This is a genomic window from Microbacterium sp. NPDC087665, from assembly GCF_044743285.1.
Classification (GTDB): Bacteria; Actinomycetota; Actinomycetes; order Actinomycetales; family Microbacteriaceae; genus Microbacterium.
The window spans coordinates 81,675-105,431 of sequence record NZ_JBIUWD010000008.1 but is presented as its reverse complement, the minus strand read 5'-3'; the positions used below and the strand labels follow the sequence as shown (position 1 = coordinate 105,431).

General features: G+C 67.4%; 26 protein-coding genes. 6 read left to right on the top strand and 20 right to left on the bottom strand.

The genetic code is table 11. The annotated features are described in order from the left end of the window. Positions 1-45 precede the first annotated feature (45 nt). Positions 46-627 (bottom strand): asparagine synthase, encoded by a 582-nt coding sequence (locus ACIOSY_RS16220; RefSeq protein ID WP_400855115.1) that lies wholly within the window; start codon positions 625-627, stop codon positions 46-48. 131 nt (positions 628-758) lie between these two features. Between ACIOSY_RS16220 and ACIOSY_RS16215 the strand changes: the two genes are divergently transcribed. Next, positions 759-1,595 (top strand): SDR family NAD(P)-dependent oxidoreductase, encoded by an 837-nt coding sequence (locus ACIOSY_RS16215; protein ID WP_400855114.1) that lies wholly within the window; start codon positions 759-761, stop codon positions 1,593-1,595. A 29-nt stretch (positions 1,596-1,624) separates the two neighbouring features. Here ACIOSY_RS16215 and ACIOSY_RS16210 read toward each other — a convergent pair whose 3' ends face one another. From ACIOSY_RS16210 to ACIOSY_RS16160, 11 genes are all read right to left on the bottom strand, one after another. Then, complete coding sequence (locus ACIOSY_RS16210) at positions 1,625-2,485, bottom strand: hypothetical protein (RefSeq protein ID WP_400855112.1); 861 nt, start codon at positions 2,483-2,485, stop codon at positions 1,625-1,627. Next, complete coding sequence (locus ACIOSY_RS16205; RefSeq protein ID WP_400855111.1) at positions 2,485-2,730, bottom strand: hypothetical protein; 246 nt, start codon at positions 2,728-2,730, stop codon at positions 2,485-2,487. Before ACIOSY_RS16205 ends, ACIOSY_RS16210 begins: the two co-directional genes overlap by 1 nt. Before the next feature lie 207 nt (positions 2,731-2,937). Then, positions 2,938-3,597: a GntR family transcriptional regulator gene (locus ACIOSY_RS16200; protein ID WP_400855110.1), complete on the bottom strand. Its 660-nt coding sequence runs from the start codon at positions 3,595-3,597 to the stop codon at positions 2,938-2,940. A 125-nt stretch (positions 3,598-3,722) separates the two neighbouring features. After that, a complete protein-coding gene (locus tag ACIOSY_RS16195; protein WP_400855109.1) occupies positions 3,723-4,364 on the bottom strand; it encodes an NADPH-dependent F420 reductase in 642 nt (213 codons plus the stop codon). 61 nt (positions 4,365-4,425) lie between these two features. Beyond that, the gene (locus ACIOSY_RS16190; RefSeq protein WP_400855108.1) at positions 4,426-5,367 is read right to left on the bottom strand and encodes a GNAT family N-acetyltransferase; all 942 of its coding nucleotides are present in this window, start codon (positions 5,365-5,367) and stop codon (positions 4,426-4,428) included. 39 nt (positions 5,368-5,406) lie between these two features. Next, positions 5,407-5,850, bottom strand: a complete 444-nt coding sequence (gene sufU / locus ACIOSY_RS16185; RefSeq protein ID WP_400855106.1) for a Fe-S cluster assembly sulfur transfer protein SufU — start codon at positions 5,848-5,850, stop codon at positions 5,407-5,409. Then, entirely contained in the window at positions 5,847-7,154 is a 1,308-nt protein-coding gene (locus ACIOSY_RS16180) for a cysteine desulfurase (RefSeq protein WP_400855105.1), read from the bottom strand. The genes sufU and ACIOSY_RS16180 overlap by 4 nt, the downstream gene beginning before the upstream one ends. A 12-nt stretch (positions 7,155-7,166) precedes the next feature. Further along, positions 7,167-8,960, bottom strand: coding sequence for a malto-oligosyltrehalose trehalohydrolase (treZ, locus tag ACIOSY_RS16175; RefSeq protein ID WP_400855104.1), 1,794 nt, complete (start codon positions 8,958-8,960; stop codon positions 7,167-7,169). Continuing rightward, positions 8,957-11,305: a malto-oligosyltrehalose synthase gene (gene treY / locus ACIOSY_RS16170; protein ID WP_400855102.1), complete on the bottom strand. Its 2,349-nt coding sequence runs from the start codon at positions 11,303-11,305 to the stop codon at positions 8,957-8,959. Before treY ends, treZ begins: the two co-directional genes overlap by 4 nt. Continuing rightward, positions 11,302-13,509, bottom strand: coding sequence for a glycogen debranching protein GlgX (gene glgX / locus ACIOSY_RS16165; RefSeq protein WP_400855100.1), 2,208 nt, complete (start codon positions 13,507-13,509; stop codon positions 11,302-11,304). Before glgX ends, treY begins: the two co-directional genes overlap by 4 nt. Continuing rightward, positions 13,506-13,799, bottom strand: coding sequence for a hypothetical protein (locus ACIOSY_RS16160; RefSeq protein ID WP_400855099.1), 294 nt, complete (start codon positions 13,797-13,799; stop codon positions 13,506-13,508). Before ACIOSY_RS16160 ends, glgX begins: the two co-directional genes overlap by 4 nt. A 172-nt stretch (positions 13,800-13,971) precedes the next feature. Here ACIOSY_RS16160 and ACIOSY_RS16155 point away from each other — a divergent pair, with 172 nt between their 5' ends. The 3 genes from ACIOSY_RS16155 (at position 13,972) to ACIOSY_RS16145 (ending at position 16,090) form a co-directional block, all read left to right on the top strand. Further along, positions 13,972-14,868, top strand: coding sequence for an RNA polymerase sigma-70 factor (locus tag ACIOSY_RS16155; RefSeq protein ID WP_400855097.1), 897 nt, complete (start codon positions 13,972-13,974; stop codon positions 14,866-14,868). Further along, entirely contained in the window at positions 14,865-15,257 is a 393-nt protein-coding gene (locus tag ACIOSY_RS16150) for a hypothetical protein (RefSeq protein WP_400855096.1), read from the top strand. Before ACIOSY_RS16155 ends, ACIOSY_RS16150 begins: the two co-directional genes overlap by 4 nt. A gap of 77 nt (positions 15,258-15,334) precedes the next feature. Further along, positions 15,335-16,090 carry an SDR family oxidoreductase gene (locus tag ACIOSY_RS16145; RefSeq protein WP_400855095.1) on the top strand — a complete coding sequence of 252 codons (756 nt, stop codon included), beginning with the start codon at positions 15,335-15,337 and terminating at the stop codon, positions 16,088-16,090. A 15-nt stretch (positions 16,091-16,105) separates the two neighbouring features. Here ACIOSY_RS16145 and ACIOSY_RS16140 read toward each other — a convergent pair whose 3' ends face one another. Beyond that, positions 16,106-16,486, bottom strand: a complete 381-nt coding sequence (locus ACIOSY_RS16140) for a winged helix-turn-helix transcriptional regulator (protein ID WP_400855094.1) — start codon at positions 16,484-16,486, stop codon at positions 16,106-16,108. Positions 16,487-16,574: 88 nt separating this feature from the next. On the opposite strand from ACIOSY_RS16140, the gene ACIOSY_RS16135 reads away from it, so the two are divergent. Next, positions 16,575-16,961, top strand: a complete 387-nt coding sequence (locus ACIOSY_RS16135; RefSeq protein WP_400855092.1) for a nuclear transport factor 2 family protein — start codon at positions 16,575-16,577, stop codon at positions 16,959-16,961. Positions 16,962-17,015: 54 nt separating this feature from the next. Here the strand turns inward: ACIOSY_RS16135 and ACIOSY_RS16130 are convergent, their stop codons facing one another. The 5 genes from ACIOSY_RS16130 to ACIOSY_RS16110 all read right to left on the bottom strand — a co-directional run bounded on the left by ACIOSY_RS16130 (position 17,016) and on the right by ACIOSY_RS16110 (position 21,261). Then, positions 17,016-17,594 carry a hypothetical protein gene (locus ACIOSY_RS16130; RefSeq protein WP_400855091.1) on the bottom strand — a complete coding sequence of 193 codons (579 nt, stop codon included), beginning with the start codon at positions 17,592-17,594 and terminating at the stop codon, positions 17,016-17,018. A gap of 67 nt (positions 17,595-17,661) precedes the next feature. After that, complete coding sequence (locus ACIOSY_RS16125; RefSeq protein ID WP_400855090.1) at positions 17,662-18,249, bottom strand: hypothetical protein; 588 nt, start codon at positions 18,247-18,249, stop codon at positions 17,662-17,664. Between the two features lie 62 nt (positions 18,250-18,311). Beyond that, the gene (locus tag ACIOSY_RS16120; RefSeq protein WP_400855088.1) at positions 18,312-18,884 is read right to left on the bottom strand and encodes a hypothetical protein; all 573 of its coding nucleotides are present in this window, start codon (positions 18,882-18,884) and stop codon (positions 18,312-18,314) included. A 65-nt stretch (positions 18,885-18,949) separates the two neighbouring features. Then, on the bottom strand, positions 18,950-20,923 hold the full coding sequence (locus tag ACIOSY_RS16115; protein WP_400855087.1) for an alpha/beta hydrolase: 1,974 nt from the start codon (positions 20,921-20,923) through the stop codon (positions 18,950-18,952). Next, a complete protein-coding gene (locus ACIOSY_RS16110) occupies positions 20,923-21,261 on the bottom strand; it encodes a DUF6507 family protein (RefSeq protein ID WP_400855085.1) in 339 nt (112 codons plus the stop codon). Before ACIOSY_RS16110 ends, ACIOSY_RS16115 begins: the two co-directional genes overlap by 1 nt. Before the next feature lie 105 nt (positions 21,262-21,366). Between ACIOSY_RS16110 and ACIOSY_RS16105 the strand changes: the two genes are divergently transcribed. Continuing rightward, positions 21,367-22,014: a LysE family translocator gene (locus ACIOSY_RS16105; protein WP_400855083.1), complete on the top strand. Its 648-nt coding sequence runs from the start codon at positions 21,367-21,369 to the stop codon at positions 22,012-22,014. Positions 22,015-22,120: 106 nt separating this feature from the next. Here ACIOSY_RS16105 and ACIOSY_RS16100 read toward each other — a convergent pair whose 3' ends face one another. Beyond that, positions 22,121-22,753 (bottom strand): GyrI-like domain-containing protein, encoded by a 633-nt coding sequence (locus ACIOSY_RS16100; RefSeq protein WP_400855082.1) that lies wholly within the window; start codon positions 22,751-22,753, stop codon positions 22,121-22,123. A gap of 53 nt (positions 22,754-22,806) precedes the next feature. Continuing rightward, the gene (locus tag ACIOSY_RS16095; protein ID WP_400855080.1) at positions 22,807-23,670 is read right to left on the bottom strand and encodes a GyrI-like domain-containing protein; all 864 of its coding nucleotides are present in this window, start codon (positions 23,668-23,670) and stop codon (positions 22,807-22,809) included. Positions 23,671-23,757: the final 87 nt, after the last annotated feature.

Sequence of the window (23,757 nt, the reverse complement as noted above, 5' to 3'; positions counted from 1 at the left end):
ACGATAAGCCTACAACAGACTCGGGGCGAAAGCGAAACGAGGCCGTCAGTCGACCTCGGACGCCTCCTTCTCCTTCTTCTTGTTCTTGGCCTTGGCGCGCTGCACAGACGACAGCGCCTGCAGATCGACGAGCCGCAGCGCCTGCATCCGCGCTTCGCGCATGCGGTCGTAATCGGGGTCCTGGTCGGGACGCATGCCCTCGACGCGCAGACGCCGATCGAGGTTGTGCCGCACATCGGCCCACGCACCCTCGCGGGCCTCTTCGACGATCACGCCGAGCTGCTCGGGGTCGTTCATCATCTCGCGCAGCTTCGCGGCGACACCGCTGGACTGCTTCGCGCGGCGGCGCAGATTGCGCACGTCGCGGTCACGGTAGTCGTGCGTGCCGTGCGGGTCGGAGTGCCGCCCGCGAGCGCGCTTGCGCAGCGCGGTGACGTTCGCGGCGGCCGCTTCTGACTCCTCGGCCATCGCGCGCAGTGCCTCCCGGGCATCCGCGATGTAGTTCTCGGTGTCGAAGACGCCATCCTCGGCGATCGTGCCCATGAGGATGTGATTCTTGACGGCGAGGCGCGCCGCAGCGGTCGCGATCGCGACGCCTTCGGCGATGGCATCCGCTGTTCGTCCCACCGGAACCTCCTCCCTTCGAGCGTACCGGTATCGCTTGCTCGCAGTGTCGGCCAGAATAGGGAAAAACCCGTTCTTCCCACCCCGCGCAGACGCACAGGGCGCGCACCCGAATCGCGCCCGGAGGAGGATGCATGAGGCCGCTCGCCCTTGCTAGAAACACCACGGTCATCACCGGCGCCGCCAGCGGAATGGGCGCGGCCGTGGCTCGTCTGCTCGCCGCGGAGGGAGCGCACCTGGCGCTCGTCGATCACAACGCCGAGGCCCTGCACGCCGTCGCCTCCGAGCTCGACACGACAGTGACCACGCACATCGTCGACCTGCGCGACGACGACGCCGTGTTCGCCGCCGTCGACGCCATCACCGCCGCCCATCCGCGGATCAACGCGCTCATCACCTGCGCAGGATCGTCGATGCTCGGCAACCTCGACCAGCTCACGATGGAAGAGATGCGCTGGCTCACCGACGTCAACCTGTGGGGAACCGTCTCCATCACCAAAGCCCTGCTGCCCGCCCTGCGTGCCGCGCCATCCGCACACATCACGCACCTCGCGAGCGTGTACGCCCTCGCGGCGCCGGCCGGACGCATCCCCTACGCGCTGAGCAAGTACGCCGTGCGCGGGTTCTCCGAAGCCCTGCGCCACGAGCTCGAAGGCACCTCGGTGTCGGTCGGAGCGATCTACCCCGCGGGGGTGCGCACCGGCATCATCCTGCACGGACGCTACGCCGCCGCCATCGACCCCGAGGTCGCCACCCGTGCCGCCGCCGCGCAGGCCCAGATGTACCACACCGAACCAGCCGATGCCGCGGCCCGGATCGTGCAGGCGACCGTGCGGCGCCGGGCGCGCACGATGGTCGGGCGCGAGGCGCGGCTCATCGACGTGCTCACCCGCCTGTCGCCGTCGGGCTACTGGAAGGTCATGCGTCGACCGCTGCGCGAAGCGATCGACACCACGACCCCGATCGCCTGAGCCGAGGCGGCGGGCGCGTCGAGTCGCGCTCAGCGCACCGCGCCCACCCAGATGCCCGATGCCCACGCCTGCTGATCGGCATCGCATCCGACGTCACCCGGATACCCGCGCACCACGGCCATGCAGTTCGCCAGGAACTCCGGGTCGCCGCCGAACGACGACCGGTACGCGGCCGACGAGTTCAAGGCTCCCCAGACGCGGAACTGGTAGATGTGCGCGAGCTCGTGCGCCATGGCCCACTGCAGGCGTCCGGTGCTCCAGTTCGCGAGGTCGGCCCGGTACTTGATGTATCCACCGCTGTTCGCGCAGGCCGGAGCCGTGCCTCCGGCGCACGACGATGACTCGTACAGGCCCACCCCGCCCCCGCCGACCTGGTCGAGCGCCGCGCGCACGCGGGCATACCCGTCGGGCCCGCTGCTCACCCATGCCGGGCCGCCGGGCCCGGCGCTCTGCGCCGCCTGCCAGCCGACGACCTGCTCACCGACCTTCTCGGTGAGCGCATGCACGGTCGCGGTCGCTGCGGTGACCGTCGCAGGGTCGTCGCGCTCGGCGAGCACGGTCTGTTGCGCCGACAGAGCGGATGCCCGATGGGCCGCTGTGTCGACCTTGCCCTCGGCCCCCTCCAACGCCGCGCTCAAGGCGGTGATCTCGGCGACGAACGCCGGTCGCACCTCGAGGATCGCGGCCCGATCGGCCGTGTCGTCCTGCGCCCGTTCGACCGCCCCTTCGAGGTAGGCGGTTCGCCCGGCCGCGGCATCCGTCCGCTCGGCGAGTGCGATGAGCTCGGCGGCCGCCTCGGCGCGGTCGGCCTCGAGTCCGTCGGCCCGGGCGACGATGGCGCCGCACACGACGACCGCCGCAGCGATCGTGACGGCGATCGTGCGGCGCATCACGGCAGGAATCCCGAGGTGTCGGAGAGTTCGCTCTCCTGCTCGGCGATCTGCGAGCGCAGAGCCGTGAGCTGTTCGGCGAGGGTGAGGTTGGCTTCGGAGATGTCGCCGAGCCGGTCGGTCGTGCGGTCGATCTGGTCGTGCAGCGTGGCGACCTCGGCGGCGCTCTGCTGGTCTGCGAGCACGACGACCGTCGCTCCCCCGATCAACAACAGACCCCCGACGACGACGGCAACGCCTCGCATACCGCTCCCCAGAGAACGCGAACCTACCCAATATGCCCAAATATAGCGGCGGATCAGAGAGCGTGACACCCGATTCCGCGGTCGGGCTCGGGGATGCCCCCTTCATAACTCCTCAAGACCAGGCCCGAAGTGCAACGGACTACACCGGAAATCGGATTGCGAGCCGATCTTGAGGAGTTATGAACGAAACCCCGTCGAGACCGCGCGTCAGCGGGCGGCGGTCTCGGCGCTGAGGCGGAGCTCGGCGGCGAGGCGCCCGCTCGCGAGGTGCTTCGGGATGAGCACACGCAGCGCCTCAGCGTCTCGCGCCTCCATCGCCTCGAGGATGATGCGGTGCTCCTCGGCCATGGCGAGCAGGTCGTCGTGCTGGCCGAACAACCACTGCAGGCGCGTGAGGAAGACGCTGATCAGCTCGCTGAGCATCTCGTTACCGGCGATGTTCCCGGCGAATTCGTGGAACTGGCCGGCGGCGATCCGGGCCGTCTCGGTGTCGTCGATCATGGCCGCTGCGAGTTCGCGCTCGTAGGCATCGCGCATGCGTGCGATGCCCGCATCGTCGTGCCGTTCGGCGGCGAACACGAAGATCAGCGTCTCGATCGCTTCGCGCACCTCGGCGAAATCCTGGATGTCGCGCAGCGTGAACTCGCGCACCACGGCCCATGTTCGCGGCCTCGCGACGACCACTCCCTCGCCCACCAGCGACTTGATCGCTTCGCGCACCGGCAACCGCGAGACGTTCAGTTCGGCGGCGATGTCGCGCTCGACGAGTCGCGACCCCGGGGCGCGACGACCCAACACGATGTCGTCGCGCAGTATGCGCGTGACTCGCACCGACTCCAATTCGCCGGTAGCCCCCGCCCCCGTCATGCCGGAATTCTCGCACTCATCAGCCGAATCACCAACTTTGGTATCCCACATGACGCGGTGGCACGCTCAGGGCATGCAAAGAGGGGCGGATGCCGTCAGCATCCGCCCCTCTTATCCGGCTGCGCTCAGGGCAGGCGGTTGGCGAGCGCGAGGTTCGCGGTGAGTTCTTCGGCGTTCTGTCGCACGACATAGGCGGGGCGGTCGCGCTCGACGCGCCACGATTCGCTGAGCGGGCCGACGTTGACGGTGTCGAATCCGACCTCGTCATAGAAGCGGGTGATGAACTCGATCGCGTCGGCGTCGTCACCCGCGGTCGCCAGGGCGCGACGATCGGGGGTTCCGGCCGGGGTGCCGTCTGCCGTGATGTCGCGGGCGTAGATGTGGTTGAAGGCCTTCGCGATGCGCGAGGTGGGAAGGTGGGCCTGCACGATCTCGGAGGTCGTCGTCTCGCCGTTGTCGAGGGCGTCGATGTGGCCGTCGCGCTCGAAGTAGTAGTTGTTCGTGTCGAGCACGATCTTGCCGGCGAGCGGCTCGGCCGGCACCTGGTCGATCGCGCGCAACGGCACGGTGACGACGACGACGTCGCCCGCTTCTCCGGCTTCGACCGCGGTGGCCGCCTTCGCCTTGGGTCCGAGTTCTTCGACGAGGGCGGCGAGCGTCTCCGGCCCGCGCGAGTTCGCGATCACGACGTCGTAGCCTGCGGCCACTGCCACGCGAGCGACCTGTGAGCCGATGTGTCCTGCACCGATGATTCCGAGAGTAGTCATGTGGTGTGCCAACGCCTGCGGCACAGCGGTATTCCCCAGACGTCACACGGCGACGTGCAGCTCAGAGCTCGCGGATGAACAGTTCTTCGGTACGGCGGTAGCCCAGTTCTTCGTACAGAGCGACGGCTCCGTGGTTGAAGCCGAACACGTGCAGTCCGATCGACGCGGCGCCCTCGCGCCGCGCCTCGCTCTCGGCGGCGAGCATCAGCTGCCGCCCGTAGCCGCGACGACGCTGATCGGCGGCGACCTCGATGTCGAGGATGAACGCGTGCGGGTGACCGTCGCGCTCGCGCAGACCGATCCACAGGATGCCGATCTCTGCACCGTCGACCGTGCCGACGAACAGCGCCTGGCCCGGTGTCGCCAACCCCTGCGGGAGCTCCTTCTCGAACTGGCGGCGCGACTCGACCTGCGCCTCGTCCATCGCCAGACGTCCGGAATCGACGAGGTCCTGCGCGAAGGCCTGCAGAGACTCGGCGGTGAAGCGCTCGAAGCGCTCCGGGGCCATGCGCACGACCTCGATGTCACCGGAAGGCTCCCGCTCCCGGATCGGATCGAGCAGCATCTGGATCGACGACGGCGAGAACCCTCGCCCCGCGAGGAAGCGGTGGCCTCCGGCATCCTGCGGGAACACGCCCATGCTGATGCTCGTGACCCCCGCGTCGCGCGCGACGGCCAGAACCGCCGCCATCAGGTCGTCGTTCTGCGCCTCCGACACCTCGCGCGCGAACGCCAGATCGACGACGAAAAGTCGCGTGGCGTTGAGTCCGAGCCACACCGTTCCGAGGTCGCCGTTCGCGTCGTCGACGATGCGCGAGATGCGCGCCGACGCGGTCTGCAGGCCCTCGGACAACAGCTCCTCGAAGTACTGATCGGCCTGATCCACGGCATCCTGCCCCGGGCGAGCGCCGGAGTCCTGCCGCAGACGGATCAGACGCTCCCGTGTGCCCGACCGCCACGCGTCGAACTGCTCGGGAGCGAGGGGAAGCAGCTGCACCGTCATACGTTCATCCTCTCCCGCGCGCGGCCGCCGGACGAGAGATCACGCCGACTTGTGCAGCGCGTCTTCAGCGGCGACCCAGGCGAGCATCGCGCACTTCACCCGGGCGACGTACTTCGACACCCCGCCGAGTGCGGCGGCGTCGCCGAGCAGCTCTTCGTCGGGCTCGATCTTTCCGCGCGAGCGCATCGCCTCGCGGAACGCCGCGATGCGGATCTCGAGGTCGTCGACGCTCAGACCCTCGGCGAGTTCCGCGAGCAGAGAAGCGGATGCCTGCGAGATCGCACACCCGTGCCCCTCCCACGCGATCGCCTCGATCGAGCCGTCGTCGGCGCGGTGCACCTGCAGAGTCACCTCGTCGCCGCAGGTCGGGTTGACCTGGTGCGACTGGGCCGCGATCTCGTCGCGCAGGCCGAAGCCGTGCGGGGTGCGGGAGTGATCGAGGATCAGCTCCTGGTACAGGTTCTGCAGGTCGCCGGATGTCATGCGTGTGCTCCGAAGAAGTCGATCGCCTGGGCGACACCGTCGATCACGGCATCCACCTCGGCCTCGGTGGTGTAGAGATAGGTGCTCGCCCGCGTCGACGAGGTGACGCCGAGACGCCGGTGCAGCGGCTGTGCGCAGTGGTGCCCGACCCGCACGGCGATGCCGCGGTCGTCGAGGAACTGGCCGACGTCGTGCGAATGGATGCCGGTGACGTCGAAGCTGGCGAGGCCCACGCGCGGCAGGTCGATGTCGGCGCCGAGCACGCGCACGCCGTCGATCGCCCGCAGACCCTCGAGAAGACGCGCACCGAGCTGGGCCTCATGGGCGGCGATGCGCGGCATGCCGACCGTCGTCAGGTAGTCGACGGCCGCGGCGAGCGCGATCGCCTGCGAGACCCGCTGCGTGCCGGCCTCGAAGCGCTGGGGCGGCGGCAGGTACTCGGCCTCGGTGGTGGTGACGGTGGTGATCATCGATCCGCCGGTGAGGAACGGCGGCATGATCTCGAGCAGCTCACGCCGACCGTAGAGCGCGCCGACACCGGTCGGTCCGAGCATCTTGTGGCCGGAGAGCACGGCGAAGTCGACGTCGAGAGCGCGCACGTCGAGCGGCAGGTGCGGGGCCGACTGGCAGGCGTCGAGCAGCACGAGAGCGCCCACCTCGCGGGCCCGCGCGATGATCTGCTCGACCGGGTTGATGACGCCGAGCACGTTCGAGACGTGGGTGACGGCGACGATCTTCGCCCGATCGGTGATGTGCGCGGCGAGGGTGTCGAGGCGCAGGGCTCCGTCGTCGTCGAGCGGGATCACGCGCAGGGTCGCGCCGGTGCGGAACGCGAGCTCCTGCCACGGGATGAGGTTGGCGTGGTGCTCCATCTCGGTGGTGACGATCTCGTCACCGGCGCGCAGATGCAGCGGCTCGGCGGCCGCTCTCCCGCGGCCGAGAGACGCGTTCGAGAGGGAGTAGGCGACGAGGTTGATGGCCTCGGTGGCGTTCGAGGTCCAGACGATCTCGTCGTCGTCGGCGCCGATGAAGCGGGCGACCGTGCTGCGGGCATCCTCGAACAGCTCCGTCGCCTCGGCGGCGAGCGTGTGCGCGCCACGGTGCACGGCGGAGTTGAACGTGGTCGCGAACTCGCGCTCGGCGTCGAGCACGGCGAACGGACGCTGCGAGGTCGCCCCAGAATCGAGGTACGCGAGCGGATGCCCCTGCACCTCGCTCGACAGGATCGGGAAGTCCGCCCGGAGCAGTCGCACCTCGTCGTCGCTCAGCGGGGTGGCCGGTGCGGTGACGGACGAAGTGCTCATCCTTCTAGCTTCTCACCCCGAGAGGGCTCCCGGGCCCGGAGCGACGACGGCGGCGGCCTCGGACGGCACGGTCACCCGGCCCGTCTCGACCCGCACCTCGGCGGTCGACAGCAGCACGGCGGCGTCTGGTCCGACCTCGAACGAGGCGTCGTCGGGCGAGAGGTTCACCAGCACCGAGGCGGGGCCGCGGTGGATCCGGTAGACGCGGGCGTCGGGACTGTTGCCTGCGGAGGCCGCGCTCATCTCGACCGTGACCCGGTTGTGGGTCATGTCGGGGTCGGTGAGTTCCGGGCGCTCGCGGCGCAGGGCGATGAGGTCGCGGTAGAGGTCGTGCAGCCGCTCGTGCGCAGGCTGCGCGAGTTCGCTCCAGTCGAGGTGCGAACGCTCGAACGTCGCGGGGTCCTGCGGGTCGGGCACCGTGGCAGGGTCCCAGCCCATGCGCGCGAACTCCGCGATGCGCCCCTCGGCCGTCGCCCGCCCGAGTTCCGGTTCGGGGTGCGAGGTGAAGAACTGCCAGGGGGTGGATGCTCCCCACTCCTCGCCCATGAACAGCATCGGCGTTCCCGGTGCGGTGAGAGTGAGCACCGCGGCGACCGCGAGACGATCCGCCGAGAGCGTCGCCGACAACCGATCGCCCGTCGCACGGTTGCCGATCTGATCGTGGTCCTGCGCGAAGGTGACCAGACGCCAGGCCGGCACCTCCGGAGGGATCGGCTTCCCGTGCGGACGCCCGCGGAAAGACGAGAAGCTCCCGTCGTGGAAGAAGCCGCTCTGCGTCACCTTGACGAGGGCATCCGCCGCGGCGAAATCTTCGTAGTATCCGGTGGTCTCCCCGGTGAGCGCGACGTGGGCGGCGTGGTGCCAGTCGTCAGACCACTGGGCCGTCAGACCGTATCCGCCGGCCTCGCGCGGAAGGATGAGCGTCGGGTCGTTGAGGTCGGACTCGGCGATCAGGGTGAGGGGGCGCAGCTGATGGGCCGAGAGAGCATCGGTCCGCTCGGCGAGTTCCTGCAGGATGTGCACCGGCTGGTCGTCGTGCAGGGCGTGCACGGCGTCGAGGCGCAGGCCGTCGACGTGGAAGTCGCGCATCCACATGAGCGCGTTCTCGATGATGAACTCGCGCACCGCCGGCTCGTCGAGGTTCACCGAATCGCCCCAGGTGTTGCGCTGCCCATCGCGCAGATAGGGGCCGAACTCGGGCAGGTAGTTGCCGCTCGGGCCGAGGTGGTTGTACACCACGTCTTGGATCACCGCGAGACCACGGGCGTGCGCGGCATCCACGAAGCGCTGGTAGGCCCGCGGCCCGCCATAGCCCTCGTGCACGGCGTACCAGAGCACCCCGTCGTAGCCCCAGTTCCACTGGCCGTTGAAGGCGTTGACCGGCAGCAGCTCGACATGCGTGATGCCGACGTCGACGAGGTGGTCGAGCCGCCCGATGGCCGACTCGAGAGTGCCCTCGGGCGTGAACGTTCCCAGGTGCAGCTCGTAGATCACGCCGCCGGCGAGCTGCCGCCCGGTCCACGACTCGTCGGTCCACTCGAAGTCCGTCGCATCGAAGGCGGCCGAGGGGCCGTGCACGCCGGACGGCTGACGACGAGATCGCGGATCGGGCCGCAGCTGCGCGCCGTCATCGATCAGGAACCCGTACTGCTCCCCGTCGGCGAGCGCGAGATCGGTGCTCCACCATCCCGTGTCGAGGGCATCCGACGTCGAAGCGACCAGATCGCGCTCGTCGATCGTCGCGCCGTCCGCAGACACGCGTCGCACCCGCATCCGCTGCGCCCGCGGCGCCCAGACCTCGATCATCGTGCGTCCTCCAGCAGTGCCACGGGATAGGTCTCCAAGAGTTCGGCGAGTCGCACCGGCCCCGGCGCGATGCGCCTGCCGGTCAGCACGTCGACGGCGGCGATGTCGGGCCGCATGAGCTGGGTATCGCCCCATCCGCCGCGACGCGACAGCCCTACCGGCAGTCGGGTCGCCACCGCGGTGACTCCGCCGCGGTGAACCGCGACCGCGTGATCGGATGCTTCGCCCACGACGACACCCGGCCGGTAGATGCCGAACAGCTCCGGGTTGTCGCGCCGCAGCCGCAGGGCACGCGACGTCACGAGTAGCTTCGCGCGGCCCGAGTCGTCGATCGGCGGGAGCGTGCCGCGGGCCACGTCGGCGTCGAGGTCTTTCAGCAGACGTGCGCGTGCGGCGAAGTCCACCGGACGACGGTTGTCGGGGTCGACGAGCGACAGGTCCCACAGCTCGGTGCCCTGATACACGTCGGGCACGCCGGGGCCGGTGAGCTGCAGCAGCTTCGCCGACAGGGAGTTCGAGCGTCCGGCATCCACGATCTCGTCGACGAAGGCCGACACGATGTGGGAGGCCGAGCCGTTGGCCGCCTCTGCGATGGCTGCGAGCCCCTTCTCGAACTCGGCATCCGGATGCTGCCACCACGTCGACTCGGCAGCTTCCCGGGCGGCCTTCGTGGCGTAGGCCAGCAGTCGCTCCGACGAGATCGGCCAGGCACCGACGACTGCCTGCCACAGCAGCGCATCGAGCGGACCATGACCGGTTGAGGCGATCCCTCGCAGTTCATCGAGAACCTCGGCCCACCGATCGGGCATCTCGGAGAGCACCGTGAGTCGCGCGCGCACATCTTCGGAGCGCTTCGTGTCGTGCGTCGACAGCGTCGTCATCGAGTGCGGCCAGGCGGCGAGCCGTGCGCTCTGCGCCTCGTGGAACTCCTGGGTCGAGAGCGCGGCGATCGACGGGTCGGCCCCCACCTCGGTGAGCGTGCCCAGGCGCGTGTACCGGTAGAACGCCGTGTCTTCGACGCCCTTCGCCATGACCGCACCGCTCACCTGCGGGAACCGCACGGCGGCCTCGAGCGTCGGGTCGGTGAGAATCGGCTCGAGTTCGGCGAAGGCCTGCTCGAGTTCGGGCCGCCGCCGCCGCGCCTCGGCGAACGCATGCTGCAGGTGCGCGCGCCCGGCGGGCAGATACGAGCGATAGACCGGGAAGCACGCCACGAGTTCGACCAGAGCATCGTCCGCGTCGACGATTCCGAACGGCAGAGACCCGACCAGCCGTCGCACCTCCGAGGCCAGCAGCTCTTCGGCGATCATGCGCTTGGTCGAGTGGATCAGGTCGGGCCACGACAGCGCCTCGGCGAGATTCGTCTGCGCGCGTAGACGCACGTCGAGACGGGTGAGCGCGTCGACCCCGTCCGCGTCGACGAACAGCCGGTCGATCTCGGCCAGCGCGTCGTACCCCGTCGTGCCGTCGGTGTGCCACCACGACGGCAGCTCCTCGCCCGGCTCGAGGATCTTCTCGACGAGCGTGTAGACCCCGCCCGTGGCATCCGCCAACCGCTCCAGGTAGCCGCCCGGATCGGCGAGTCCGTCCGGATGATCGACCCGCAGTCCATCGGCGAGCCCGGCCCGCAGCCACCGCACGATCTCGGCATGGGACTCGTCGAACACGTCGGGCAGCTCGACACGGATGCCGGCGAGCTCGGAGACCGCGAAGAACCGACGGTAGTTGAGCTCGGCGTTCTGGTCCTGCCAGAAACGCAGCTCGTAGTTCTGGGCGGCAAGCAGCGCCGGCAGATCGTGGGCGTGCTCCCCCGTTCCGGGAGCGAGCGGCAGCACGTGATCGAAGTACGTCAGCGTGCCGTCGGGGGCGTCGTCGGCAGGGGTCGTGTCGACGACGAGATCGCCGGCGGCGATGATCTCCGCCGGCTGCGCACCCAGAATGGGCAGGCGCACCCTGCCCTCGCCGATGCGCCAGTCCACGTCGAACGCCACCGCGTGCCGCGATGCGCGACCGAGACGCAGCACGTCCCACCACCACGGGTTCTGTCGCGGAACCGCGACTCCCACATGGTTGGGAACCGTGTCGACCAGGATGCCGAGGCCTGCGGCCCGGGCGGCCGCCACGAAGGTCTCGAGGCCCTCTTCGCCTCCCCGCGCCGTGTCGACGCGGGAGTGGTCGACCACGTCATAGCCGTGGTCGGAACCCGACACCGAGGCGAGCAGCGGCGAGAGGTACGCCCACGACGCCCCGAGCTCCGCGAGGTACTCGGTCACCGCCGCGGCATCCCCCAGCGGGAACCGCGGACTGATCTGCAGTCGGTAGGTCGACAGGGGGCGCCGCGTCATGACGTGCGAACCTCCGCGTGAGGAGCCGGCGCGATGACGTGCTCGTTCTGGGCGCGCAGTGAGGCGTCGACCGAGTCATCGGTCGAGAGTTCCACCGCATCGACCTGCTGCAGCACCAGCAGCGACCTCGACTCGAGCACGAGCTGCGTGCCGGCCGCGGTCGAGGGCCCGTTCGCCTTCTCGCCCGCGGTGTCGACCACGATGTGCCAGCGTTCGCCGTACCGCCGGTCGGGCAGAACCAGATCGACATGCTCATCGCCGCTGTTGAAGTACACGAGGAAGTTGACGTCGGTCACCGGCCGCCCCCGCAGGTCTTTCTCGCGGATGCCGCCGCCGTTCAGGAACATCCCGACCGCGAGGCCGAAGCCCGAGTCCCAGTCCTCCGGCTGCATCATCACGCCGTCGGGTCGCAACCAGACCACGTCGGGCACGCGCTCGCCGTCTTCGGCACGCACCGGGCGGCCGTTGAAGAATCGGCTGCGTCGGAACGTCGGATGCTCGCGCCGCAGTCGCGCGACCGCCACGGTGAACTCGACCAGCGGGAGATCGGCCGATGCCCAGTCGACCCACGTGGTCTCGTTGTCCTGCGCGTATCCGTTGTTGTTGCCGTGCTGGGTGCGCCCCAGCTCATCGCCGTGCGCGATCATCGGCACGCCCTGCGACAGCAGCAGGGTGGCGAGGAAGTTGCGCTGCTGACGAGCGCGACGACGGTTCACGTCGACATCGTCGGTCGGTCCCTCCACGCCCATGTTGTCGGAACGGTTGTGCGATTCTCCGTCGTTGTTGTCCTCGCCGTTCGCCTCGTTGTGCTTCTCGTTGTACGAGACGAGGTCGCGCAGCGTGAAGCCGTCGTGCGCCGTGACGAAGTTGATCGAGGCGACCGGGCGCCGGGCCGAATGCTCGTAGAGGTCGGCCGAGCCCGTCAGACGCGACGCGAACTCGCCGAGCGCCTGCGGTTCGCCGCGCCAGAAATCGCGCACCGTGTCGCGGTACTTGCCGTTCCACTCCGACCACTGCGGAGGGAAGTTGCCGACCTGATACCCGCCGGGGCCGATGTCCCACGGCTCGGCGATCAGCTTCACCTGCGACACGATCGGGTCCTGCTGCACGAGTTCGAAGAACGCCGCGAGACGGTCGACGTCGTAGAACTCGCGGGCGAGCGCCGATGCGAGGTCGAAGCGGAACCCGTCGACGTGCATCTCGGTGACCCAGTACCGCAGCGAATCCATCAGCAGCTGCAGCGCGTGCGGGCTGCCCGCGTTCAGGCTGTTCCCCGTGCCGGTGTAGTCGGTGTAGAAGCGCTTGTCCTCTTCGAGCCGGTAGTACGCCTCGTTGTCGATGCCGCGCATCGAGATCGTCGGGCCCAGGTGATTGCCCTCGGCGGTGTGGTTGTAGACCACGTCGAGGATGACCTCGATGCCGGCGGCATGCAGCGTGCGCACCATCGCCTTGAACTCCTGAACCTGCTGCCCGTCGTCGCCGCTCGACGCGTAGAGGTTGTGCGGAGCGAAGAATCCGAGGGTGTTGTAGCCCCAGTAGTTCGAGAGCCCCTTGTCCTGCAGCACCGAATCGTTCACGAACTGGTGCACCGGCATGAGCTCGAGGGCGGTGACGCCGAGGCGCACCAGATGATCGATGATCGCCGGATGCGCGATGCCCGCGTAGGTGCCGCGCAGCTCTTCGGGGATCTCCGGGTGCAGTTCGGTGAGCCCCTTCACATGCGCTTCGTAGATCACGCTCTGCGCATACGGGGTCTTCGGCTGCCGGTCACCGGCCCACTCGAAGAACGGATTGATGACGACGCCCTTCGCCATCGCGGCGGCGGAGTCGTCGTCGTTGCGGGAATCCGGGTCGCCGAAGTCGTAGCCGAACAGCGACTGCCCCCAGTCGATGCTGCCGGCGACCGCCTTGGCGTAGGGGTCGAGCAGCAGCTTGTTCGGGTTGAACCGCTTGCCCTGTTCCGGGTCGAAGGGGCCGTGCACCCGATAGCCGTACAGCTGCCCGGGCTGCACCGACGGCAGATAGCCGTGCCACACGAAGGCGTCGACCTCGGTGAGTTCCACGCGCTGCTCGGTGCCGTCCTCTTCGAACAGGCACAGCTCGACGCGATCCGCTCCCTCGCTGAACAGGGCGAAGTTCGTTCCCTGCCCGTCGAAGGTCGCACCCAATGGATATGCCGACCCCGGCCAGATTTCAAGGCTCATGCGGAGAGCTTAGGGTCACGAGATGACGCGACATATTCGATGACCGTCTTCACGGCCTCCGAGAAGTCGTACACCTGCGCGATCTCGGCCGCTCGGGGGTAGGGGTGGCCGGCGTAACAGACGAAGACCTGCGCCACGACCTCGACGTAGCCGATGGGGCCGTCGTCGAGCACGACGTAGCGATCGAGGTCGACGCGCTCGTACGTCGGCTCGACAGGGGTGGACTCCACCGTGGGCGCTTCATCGCACGTCGGTTCGGAGTCATGAGAGGTGGGGGATGCTGCAGTCATGAGGACTCCTGACTCTATGGACGAGCATCAGGTTAGAAGCGCCTCACGAGTATGGCCACGGCATTGCCGCAGCGGGTGGCGACCGGCTACTATCAGCGCGTCGTCACAGATCCTCGTGCTGTGCGGTCTTCATTGGAAAACCGTCTGCGCGTCGCGCAGGGAAGAGGAGACCATGGACGTCGACGACACGCCCCTCGACGACCTGGCCGCGGCATTGACGCAGTTCGATGCGCAGCGCCGGCGACTCTTCGGCATCGCCTATCGCATGCTGGGCAGCGTGGCGGATGCCGAGGACATCGTGCAGGAGACCTGGATCCGGTGGCAGGGCACGGATCGCACTGATGTGCGCGAGCCCGCCGCGTTCCTCACCACGATCGCGACCCGCCTGTCGATCAACGTGCTGCAATCGGCACACGCACGCCGCGAGACCTACATCGGTCCCTGGCTGCCGGAGCCCGTGAACACCGACGACGACCCCGCTCTCGGGGCCGAGCGCGCGGAGGCCCTGCAGTTCGCGGTGCTGCTCATGCTCGAGAAGCTCACCCCCACCGAACGCGCGGCGTATGTGCTGCGCGAGGCGTTCGACTACCCCTACCCGCGCATTGCCGAGGTGATCGGCGTGAGCGTCGTCAGTGCTCGCCAACTCGTCAGCCGGGCTCGCGCGCACCTGACGTCCGAGCGACACATCACGGTCGAGCCCGCAGCGCAGCGCAGCCTGCTCGAAGCGTTCCTCGTCGCCGCGCAGAAGGGCGATGCCGCGCAGCTCGAGAAGCTGTTCGCCGATGAGGTCGTCAGCTACACCGACGGCAACGGCGTCAACCTCGCCGCCCGCATCCCAATCATCGGCCGCCGTCGGGTCGCCATATTCATCGCGGCGTTCTCGCACCATTTCTGGACCGGCAAGTCGATCGGCTGGGTGACGGTGAACGGACAGCCCGCGGCCACGCTGATCGAGAACGGCACGGTGACGACCATGGTCACCGTCACCACGTCGACCGACGGCATCCGACAGCTGCTCTGGGTAATGAGCCCCGACAAGCTTCTCCATGTGAACGCGGCGCACGCATGATCCGACCGCCGGCCTGGTGGCGGCGGCGCGTGCAGGGCGCAGCGGATGCGCACACGATCGACGATCTGGTGGCGGCGCTCGAACGAGCGGATGCCGACGGCATCCGTCGTGTTCTGCATTCCGAGGTCGTGACCCTCGTCGACGGCGGCGGGCTCGTCGACGCTCCTCTCGCCGCACAGCACGGCGCCGACGCGGCCCTCGAGTCGCTCCGACGGACTGTGCGCGACGGCACGATCGAGGGCGCGTCGATCAACGGCTCCCCCGGCATCATCGTGCGCGATGGCGACCGGGTGGTCGCGACGATCTGCGGCAGTGCGCGCGGCGAGAAGCTCGTGGAGCTGTGGATCGTGCGCAATCCCGAGAAGCTGCAGCGCTGGAATCGGCCCTGACGTCACATCCGCGAGCACCGTCCGGTCATGACTGATGAACATCGCCCCCTGAGCGGTGCCTCAGCGAAAGGCTCGACATGTCAAAGATCGTCGTCATCGGCGGCACGGGACTCATCGGTTCCCAGGTCGTCGCGAAGCTCACCACCTACGGTCACGACGCCATCGCGGCGTCACCCGGAACGGGCGTGAATTCGATCACCGGCGAAGGTCTCGCCGAGGCGCTCGCGGGTGCCGACGTCGTCGTCGACGTGTCGAACTCTCCCTCGTTCGAGAAGGATGCGGTCCTTGATTTCTTCACGACCTCGACGAACAATCTGCTCGCGGCTGAGAAGGTCGCCAGCGTCGGCCACCACGTCGCGCTCACCATCGTGGGCACGAACCGCCCGCAGAACATCGACTACTTCCACGCCAAGGCCGCGCAGGAGAAGCTCATCGCCGAGTCGGGTGTGCCGTACTCGTTCGTGCACGCGACGCAGTTCTTCGAGTTCATCGGCAGCATCGCCGCGACCGTCGCCGAGGGCGCCGAGGTGCGCCTGCCGGGTGCCCTGATCCAGCCGCTCGCATCAGCCGATGTGGCGACGGCCGTCGCGCGCACCGCTGCCGGCGAGCCCCTGAACGGCGACATCGAGATCGCCGGACCCGAGGTGTTCACGATGGACGAGTTCATCCGCCAGGGACTCGCGTTCCGCGGCGACCACCGGTCCGTGGTGCAGGACCCCGATGCCCAGTACTTCGGCGCCCACATCGAGGAGCGCACGCTGCTTCCCGTCGACGGTGCGCAGATCTTCTCGACCACGCTCGCGCAGTGGCTGCCGGAGAACCCGGCGCGCTGAGCATCCGCTTCGCGATCAGCGGCGGTCGAGCACCCGCTCGTCGGCCGCTTCGTCGTACCGGTCCTGCGCATCGAGCACGTCCTCAACGTGCGACTCAGCCCAGATCTGCAGGGCCTGCAGCGGCTCGTGCAGGGTGCGACCCAGCGGAGTGAGGCGATAGCGCGGATGACCGTCGTCGGCACTGGCGCGCTCGAGCATCCCGTCGCGTTCCAGCGCTCGCAGGGTGTCGGCGAGCACCTTCTTCGTGATGCCGGCGACCCGCTGATGCAGCTCACCGAAACGCAGAGGCTCCTCGTGCAGGACGACCACGATCATCGCCGTCCACTTGTTGGCGATGCGAGCCAAAGACTGCCGCGACGGGCACTCCGCCGAGAACACCGTCCACTCTCGGGCCATGCGCCGCTCCGTTCGGTGACGTTGAAGTAACCGCGCCCGTGTCGAGACGCTGGAGACTCCAGAATACCGAGCAACCACAAGGAGCATCATGTCGGCAATCGACGTCGTCGGGCAGTACGGAACAGCAATGGCCGCGGGTGACATGGCGGCGCTGGCAGCCACTTTCGCAGCGGATGCCGTGTGGCACCAGCCCGGTCAGAGCCCGGTGTCCGGCGACCACATCGGACCCGACGCGATCCTCGCCCACCTGGGTCATTTCATGGAACTCAGCGGCGGAACGTTCGCGCTCGAGACGGAGTCGGCGACCGAGAGCGGCGACCTCGTCTCGGCGACCGTGCGATTCCGCGCGCAGCGAGCAGGTCGCGGCGATCTCGACCAGCACGGCATCGACGTGTTCCGCGTCGTCGGCGACCGCATCGTCGAGGTGTGGCTGATCAGCGAAAACCAGCAGGCAGAAGACCTGTTCTGGAGCTAGCCGAAGTGCTCGTCACGCTTCGCCGTTCGGTCACGGACTGCACAGAATCTGGCGTCACGGCGTAGGCGTCGGGCTCGGCGTCGCGAGACCGAACTTCGGCTCGGTCGACGGATGCTCGGTCGGGCGTTCTTCGTAGTCACCAAGACCGTCCGGGTACATGAGCGTGACGAGCTCGTCGTCGTCACCTGGCTCGCACGTTCCTGTGACCCTCAGGCTGAGGACGTCGTTGGCGACGCCGGTGGTGAGGTTGATGAGGAGGTCATCGATGTACGCTTCGGGCTTTTGCGCCTCGATCGTCACCGACGTGACGCCACCGGTATACGAACGGAAAATGATCCCCGACCAGTCGTGCTCATCCAGCCACGCGACGAGCGCTTCCGCTTTCGCCTGAGTGGTCTCTTGCGGTAAACGCCACCCATCGTCATAGGGTGCAGTCCGCCCCATGGAGAAGCGATAGCCGTTCGCTCCACACGCGGAAGGGATATCGCCGTATTCCGACGTACTCCACTCTCCGTCGAAGATGTGAAATTGAAGATCGGCGATCTCCTGTTTCATCGTCGTATTCACGTCCCGCGCCTGCCAATAGAGATCAGTCCCGCTCGGGGCACAACCTGTTGCCGTCATCACCACCACGGCGAGAACGAACAGCTTCCACGCGTCACCCTTCGCCTCCTCGTCGCGGATGGCGCGGAATCGAGCCTCACGGCGTCGGCGTCGGACTCGGCGTCGCGAGACCGAACTTCGGCTCGGTAGACGGATGCTCTGTTGGACGCTCCTCATAGTTCTCGAGATCATCTGGGTACATCAGATCGCGCAGCTCCCATTTGTCGCCGGGCTCGCAGGTACCGGTGATGCCGAGGTTGACGATGTCGTTTCGGATGCCCGGTGTGAAGGTGAGGAGGAGATCATCGATGTGTGCGGATGGTTTCTCCGCTTCGATAGACGTGGATGTGACGTCGCCGCTGTATGACAGCAGACGAATGTTGGACCATCCGTGCTCGTCCAGCCACGCCATGAGAGCGTCAAGCTTCGCCTCTGTCGATTCCTCGGGCAGCCGCCATCCATCATCGAGCGGGGTCGACCGACCGAACACGAATCTGTAGCCGTTCGCACCGCAGGCCTCCGCGATGTCCCCGTACTGGCTGACGTCCCATTCGCCATCGAAGATGTGAAGTTGGAGGGCTGCGATCTCCTGTTTCATCGTCAAGTTCGCGTCTCGTGCCTGTTGATAGAGCTCGGCGCCCGCAGGGGCGCAACCTGCCGCCGTCATCATGATCACTGCGAGCACGAATAGCTCCCATGTTCTCGCCGTTCTTCGCGGCCTCGTCACGGATGGCGTGGAATCAGGCCTCACGGTGTCGCAGTTGGAGACGGTGTCGCAAGACCGAACTTCGGCTCGGTCGACGGATGCTCTGGCGCAGCCCAATCGCGTCCGCCAACGCCCTCGGGGAACATGAGATCTATGAGCTCCCCTGCGTCGCCAGGCTCGCATGTGCCGCCGATGCGGAGGATGATGATGTCGTTTCCGATGCCCGGCATGAAGTTGATGAGGAGGTCATCAATATGTGCCGACGGTTTTTCCGCTTCGATCGACGTGGATGTGACGTCGCCGGTGTACGACAGCAAGCGTATGTTGGACCATCCGTGCTCATGGAGCCACGCCATCAGAGCGTCGAGCTTCGCTTGTGTGGACTCCTGCGGCAGACGCCACCCGTCGTCGGGCGGCGTCGAGCGCCCGAACGTGAATCTGTAGCCATTTGCGCCGCAACCTTCGGGAATGTCCCCGTACTTGCTCACTTCCCACGCGCCATCGAAGATGTGCAGCTGAAGATCCGCGATCTCGCGCTTGATCGCCAAGTTCGAATCTCGTGCCTGTTGGTACAGCTCAACGCTCGTCGGGGCACAGCCTGTCGTCAACATCATGACTCCTCCTACCAGCACAGTGATCGCAGTGCGTCGTAACGTTCGCCGCGCTGAGCAGGCGTTATTCATTGACGCGCCTCGACGCGCTCGGCGAAATCAGCGATCGCCTGCAGGAAGGACTGGCCGCGGGGGTCGAGGTAGCCGACACTGTCTGCGGGCATCGTCCCGACTGCACCGATGAGGCCCATACCGACCCCGCCCTGAAGGGTTAGGTTCCAGCCCGGCGCCCGGTGGATGCGGTAGATGAACTCCTCCGAAGCCCCCGCGTTGTGACCTCCCGTGGGGAGGCCGATGACCGGCTCATCATCGGGGGTGATGTAGTCGGTGACAACTCCGCCGTCTGATCCGAACATCTCGACACGCGCTTCGCCTCGGGGGTCGATGTCGTGCGTCGAGACGTTCTCAAGGCGTCCCCACATGGCGATCCAGTCATCCTCGGCAGACGTGGCCGACACAGTGACATCGTCGTTGACGAGGGCTTCACCCATCTCTGCGGCCGCCTCGTCAGTGATACCTGCTGATCCGAAGAGTGTCATGTGGTCGAACAGGCCCGGAGACTGCATCTGAGCGATCGTCGTCGCGGTCGTGCCCAGCGAGTGCGCCCAGCCTTCCTGCGATGCACCCGGATTCACGTACCGGAGGCCTTCCACGAGCGCGACTTCGCGGCTTGCCCCTGTTGACGGGATGTCGTCTCGCTGGACGGTGGCTGCTCCCCCTGAATCCCACTCCGCCTGCAGGATCACCGCGGTCGTTGAGTTGATGTGGCGAGCGTCGATGATCTGACTGTTGGCGAAGTCATATATGTCGCGGGTAATCGTTGCCCACTCGTCAATCGAGCCAAGGTCCGTGCTGATCCCGTGCGTGATTGTAATGACCTGGTCGACGGTGTCGGGGTCGCCGATCATGAGCGACGCTCGCGGGTTGCCGGTATCGTCGATGAACGTCGACAGTATCCTCATCGCGTCTGATGCTGCGGCTTGGAGCAGCCGAAGTTTGTCCTTCGCCTCGTCACTCACTGTCGGGTCCGCGAGCAACCGCTCCACCTCGTGCGCGGCGAACGGCGCTCGGACCGACGTCTTGAGTCCGTTGAGGTTTCCGATCGCGCCGGGGGCACGGCTCCAGAGTGTGGCGAGTGGCCCGGCGGTCCAGGCGCCGGACGCGTCAGCGGTCGACTTCGAGGCGAGTTGCTCGTACAGCGCCGCGGATTGCGGCGGCGGGATGAACCCGATCGCCGCGAAGAACTCGGGGTGCGCGGCGAGCCAGTCGGCCACGTCTTGCTCGTTGGCCGTTGTCATCCAGTGAATGCGGTCGGTGGTCGCGCGGGCGACCGACAGGTCGAAGTAGTCGGTGAACGACACCACTGTCGGAGCCGTGCCCGGGCCGGACGGTGCACCGGGAGGGAAAAGCCCCCACACGGTCTGCGCTGTCTTCACTCGCGTGCCGTCGTAGCGCATCACCTCGTCTCCACCGGAGAGTGCCCGGATCTGATCGGCCAGGTCCTGCTCGGCCTGGGCGAGCTGCCGGTGGAACATCTCGACCTCCAGCGCCAGCCGCTCGGCCTCCTGGTCGAGCAGTCCGAGGTTCACGTGCGCCGTCGTGTACGCGTCGGTCTCGGGATGATTGCGTCCGGTGATCGTCGGGTCGTTTTCGGGGTCGGCTTGGAACGTCGCGACCTCGCCCTCGAGGATCAGCGAGTGCGCACGATGGCGACCGTTGAGGTTCTCGATCGTTCCTTGCAGATCTGCCCGTGTGCGTTCGAACTTCGCGAAGACGTCCTCGGCCGAGACGACGAGCACCTTCTTCACTTGCGCCATCACATCCGCGAAATCTTCCGCAGACCGCAGCGGACGCTCCATCACCGCCACGGGGTTCCCGTTCGGGATGATCTCGAACGCCCCGTCCAACGCCCACCACTGGGAGTTGACAGCATCCATCGCCTCCGAGACCGTCACACCCAGCTTCTCCGCATCGACACCGAGAGCCGACATCGCGGCTGACGACGGCACATCGCGCAGCGTGTGCGCGACGAACGCCGACACTAGGACCACCCGAATTCGAAGAGCTCCGGATGGGTACTGCGCCAGTCCGCGGCCATCGCTTCATCTCCGGCGACGATCGCCGTGACGCCTTCGACGACACCCCGGGCTGAGGACGCCACGACATCGATCAGCATCCCCGGCATCAACGCCCGCACCTCGAGGAAGTCGTCCCAGGCGGCCGCGATCTCGGCTCGCCCGCTCGCCATCAGATCGGTACGACGCTCGGCGAGCGCCTGCGCCGTCTTCACTGCCGCGCCGAGCGGTTCGCCCGCGATGTCCACTTCTCGCAGCACTGTCGCGACCTGTTCCGGCGCGACCGTCCACCCATCAACCGTCATGTCTGACCTCCGATCAGAACGAGAGGTTACCGCACTATGTACTCATATGTGATCAGAAAGTTAACATGCGTGAAGGGAATATCGGCATGCCTCTAAGCTCGGCTCATGTTCGCTCCCGACACGCTGCTCGCATTCATCGTCGCCGCGTTCGTCATGGTCGTGATCCCCGGACCGACGGTGCTGTTCACGATCGGTCGATCCATCGCCCTCGGACGCCTCGGCGGCTTCTTGAGCATCATCGGCACGGCGATCGGTTCGATCGTGCTCGTGCTCGCCGTGGCCCTCGGCGTCGGCACGGTGATCGCGCAGTCGGTGGTGCTCTTCACGATCGTGAAGGTGCTCGGCGCGGGGTACCTCGTGTTCCTCGGCATCCAGGCCATCCGCCACCGTCACACCGCTGCGGCCGCCGTCACCGGTGCCCGCACGACGAAGACGGGGTTGCGGCTGCTCGTCGAGGGATTCGTCGTGGGGCTCACGAACCCGAAGTCGATCGCGTTCTTCCTCGCGATCCTCCCCCAGTTCGTCGACCTGCACGGCGGGTCCGTGCCCCTGCAGCTCTTCGTGCTCGGCGTGATCGTCGTCGCGATCGGCGTCACCTGCGACGCGATCTGGGTGCTGCTGGCGAGTGCGGCCCGTGACTGGTTCGGCCGCTCGCCCCGCCGCCTGTCGACCATGTCGGCCACCGGCGGAGGCATGATGATCGGGCTCGGCGCCTTCCTGCTGCTGTGGAGTGAGAAACCCTCGACCGCCTGACCCGGCTGATCTCCGTCATTGGGGAGGAGATCGGCAGTAGGGAGGGAGATTCTCGCGAATCCGCCCTCCCTATCGCGGATCTCCTCCCGAATGACGCCCGTCGTGCTCAGAAATCGGATGCTTCGGCACGCGCGACCGGCTGTCGCAGGATCGTGCGCAGCTTCGCCGGCTCGACGCGGCGTGCGTCGCTGAGGTAAATCTCGTGGTGGAGGCCCGTCATCGTCAGCCCGTGCTCCGGGATGAACCGCGTGTGCAGGTCGTCGAGTACGGGCGCCTCGTCGTCGTACGACCCGACATGCAGCGTCTGCACGCAGAGGCCCTCGTCGAGAGTCTCGAACCGCACCGCGAGCAGACTCGGCGAAGCATCCTTCTTCTTCGCCGCTTCGGCTCGCACCTGCTCGACCATGTCTCCGGTGACGTGCTCGGGCACCATGATCATGAGCGTCCACCGCCACGTCGACTTGTCGCGCTGAGTGGTGAACGACGCCATGTCGTCGGCGTGCCACTGGCCCTCCAGCGGCATCACGACCGTGTCGATCCCCAGTTGCTTGCGGCTCGCGAACTTCAGCCCGTAGGCGAGGGGGAACAGCGCGGCGAGCGCCTGAGCATAGGCGGGCGCGGTGTTCGGGTCGCCCGTGCCGTCGACCATCAGGTACTGCATCGGCGGCACCTCGACGAGTCGAAAGGCGCCGCGTTTGGCCTGATACGCGTCAAGGGTCTTCTTCAGATCGATCGCCATTGCTCCTCCTTGCACAAGGTTAGGCCGCGACCTCTGGGAAGGGAGCGAGGCGATCACTCTTCTTCGACGGGCAGCCAGAGCTCGCACGATGCGTGCGTACCCGTGAACGAGAGGTAGCGCACGATCGAGGGGCCGGGCCGCAGCCGCCACGGGTTCGAGGGGAACCAGTCCGTCGCGGTCGCCGCCCACAGCGTCTGCAGCGTGTCGGGGAACGGCCCCTCTGCCGCGAACACCGCCCAGGCGCCGGCGTCGAGCGGTATCGCGTCGAGGTCGTCCGGCACTGGTGTCGACGTCTGCAGCGCGACACCGTGCAGGTAGGTGAGCATCGACCCCTCCGGTGCGTCGGGATCGATGTCGGCCGTGACGGCGAGGATGCCGGAGGGCTCCGCATCGGAGAGGGCTTTGAGCCGCGCGTGCTCTTCGGGCGCGATGGCGGCGATGTGCTGCTGGATGTGCGGGTTGACGCCCACATGGATCAGCGGCACGTCGACCGCATGTCCGGCGAGGACGAGCGACGGCTGGTGTGTGATGGTGACGTGCATCGGGGTACTCCCTTCGACGCTCAGGCGGAACCGGAGCGTGGGTTGTGTACGAAGAGGACCACCATCTCGGCGTGCTTCTGACGGCGTGATGCCGTGCACGGCGCGGAAGGCGCGGCCGAAGGCTTCTACCGATCCGTACCCGTGCCGCACGGCGACGTTGAGCAGACTCGGCGCCCCCGCAACGAGTTCTGCCCCGGCCACCGTCATGCGCCGCCTCCGAACGTATTCCGAGAGCGACATGTGAGCGAGCGCCGAGAACATCCGCCGCAGGTGATACTCGGTTGTGCCGTGTTCGCGAGCGAATGCGGCGACGTCGAGGTCGCCTTCCGCGCTCGCCTCGATGCGTTCGACCAGGTCGTTGAGCGTTCCGATCATGGGATCCTCCTCTCTTTCGTCACCCATCGTCTCCGGCGGGCGGATGCCGTCACCCGATCATCCCTGCCCGATGCGGTCGGGCGACCA

Coding starts and splice junctions, on each gene's coding strand:
- ACIOSY_RS16140 (WP_400855094.1), bottom strand. CDS start 16,486: ATGGCCCGAGAGTGGACGGTGTTCTCGGCGGAGTGCCCGTCGCGGCAG.
- ACIOSY_RS16135 (WP_400855092.1), top strand. CDS start 16,575: ATGTCGGCAATCGACGTCGTCGGGCAGTACGGAACAGCAATGGCCGCG.
- ACIOSY_RS16110 (WP_400855085.1), bottom strand. CDS start 21,261: ATGACGGTTGATGGGTGGACGGTCGCGCCGGAACAGGTCGCGACAGTG.
- glgX (WP_400855100.1), bottom strand. CDS start 13,509: ATGAGCCTTGAAATCTGGCCGGGGTCGGCATATCCATTGGGTGCGACC.
- ACIOSY_RS16215 (WP_400855114.1), top strand. CDS start 759: ATGAGGCCGCTCGCCCTTGCTAGAAACACCACGGTCATCACCGGCGCC.
- ACIOSY_RS16205 (WP_400855111.1), bottom strand. CDS start 2,730: ATGCGAGGCGTTGCCGTCGTCGTCGGGGGTCTGTTGTTGATCGGGGGA.
- sufU (WP_400855106.1), bottom strand. CDS start 5,850: ATGACATCCGGCGACCTGCAGAACCTGTACCAGGAGCTGATCCTCGAT.
- ACIOSY_RS16095 (WP_400855080.1), bottom strand. CDS start 23,670: ATGATCGGAACGCTCAACGACCTGGTCGAACGCATCGAGGCGAGCGCG.
- ACIOSY_RS16200 (WP_400855110.1), bottom strand. CDS start 3,597: ATGACGGGGGCGGGGGCTACCGGCGAATTGGAGTCGGTGCGAGTCACG.
- ACIOSY_RS16150 (WP_400855096.1), top strand. CDS start 14,865: ATGATCCGACCGCCGGCCTGGTGGCGGCGGCGCGTGCAGGGCGCAGCG.
- ACIOSY_RS16195 (WP_400855109.1), bottom strand. CDS start 4,364: ATGACTACTCTCGGAATCATCGGTGCAGGACACATCGGCTCACAGGTC.
- treY (WP_400855102.1), bottom strand. CDS start 11,305: ATGACGCGGCGCCCCCTGTCGACCTACCGACTGCAGATCAGTCCGCGG.
- ACIOSY_RS16100 (WP_400855082.1), bottom strand. CDS start 22,753: ATGGCGATCGATCTGAAGAAGACCCTTGACGCGTATCAGGCCAAACGC.
- ACIOSY_RS16145 (WP_400855095.1), top strand. CDS start 15,335: ATGTCAAAGATCGTCGTCATCGGCGGCACGGGACTCATCGGTTCCCAG.
- ACIOSY_RS16105 (WP_400855083.1), top strand. CDS start 21,367: ATGTTCGCTCCCGACACGCTGCTCGCATTCATCGTCGCCGCGTTCGTC.
- ACIOSY_RS16180 (WP_400855105.1), bottom strand. CDS start 7,154: ATGAGCACTTCGTCCGTCACCGCACCGGCCACCCCGCTGAGCGACGAC.
- ACIOSY_RS16210 (WP_400855112.1), bottom strand. CDS start 2,485: ATGCGCCGCACGATCGCCGTCACGATCGCTGCGGCGGTCGTCGTGTGC.
- ACIOSY_RS16190 (WP_400855108.1), bottom strand. CDS start 5,367: ATGACGGTGCAGCTGCTTCCCCTCGCTCCCGAGCAGTTCGACGCGTGG.
- ACIOSY_RS16155 (WP_400855097.1), top strand. CDS start 13,972: ATGGACGTCGACGACACGCCCCTCGACGACCTGGCCGCGGCATTGACG.
- ACIOSY_RS16120 (WP_400855088.1), bottom strand. CDS start 18,884: ATGATGTTGACGACAGGCTGTGCCCCGACGAGCGTTGAGCTGTACCAA.
- ACIOSY_RS16160 (WP_400855099.1), bottom strand. CDS start 13,799: ATGACTGCAGCATCCCCCACCTCTCATGACTCCGAACCGACGTGCGAT.
- treZ (WP_400855104.1), bottom strand. CDS start 8,960: ATGATCGAGGTCTGGGCGCCGCGGGCGCAGCGGATGCGGGTGCGACGC.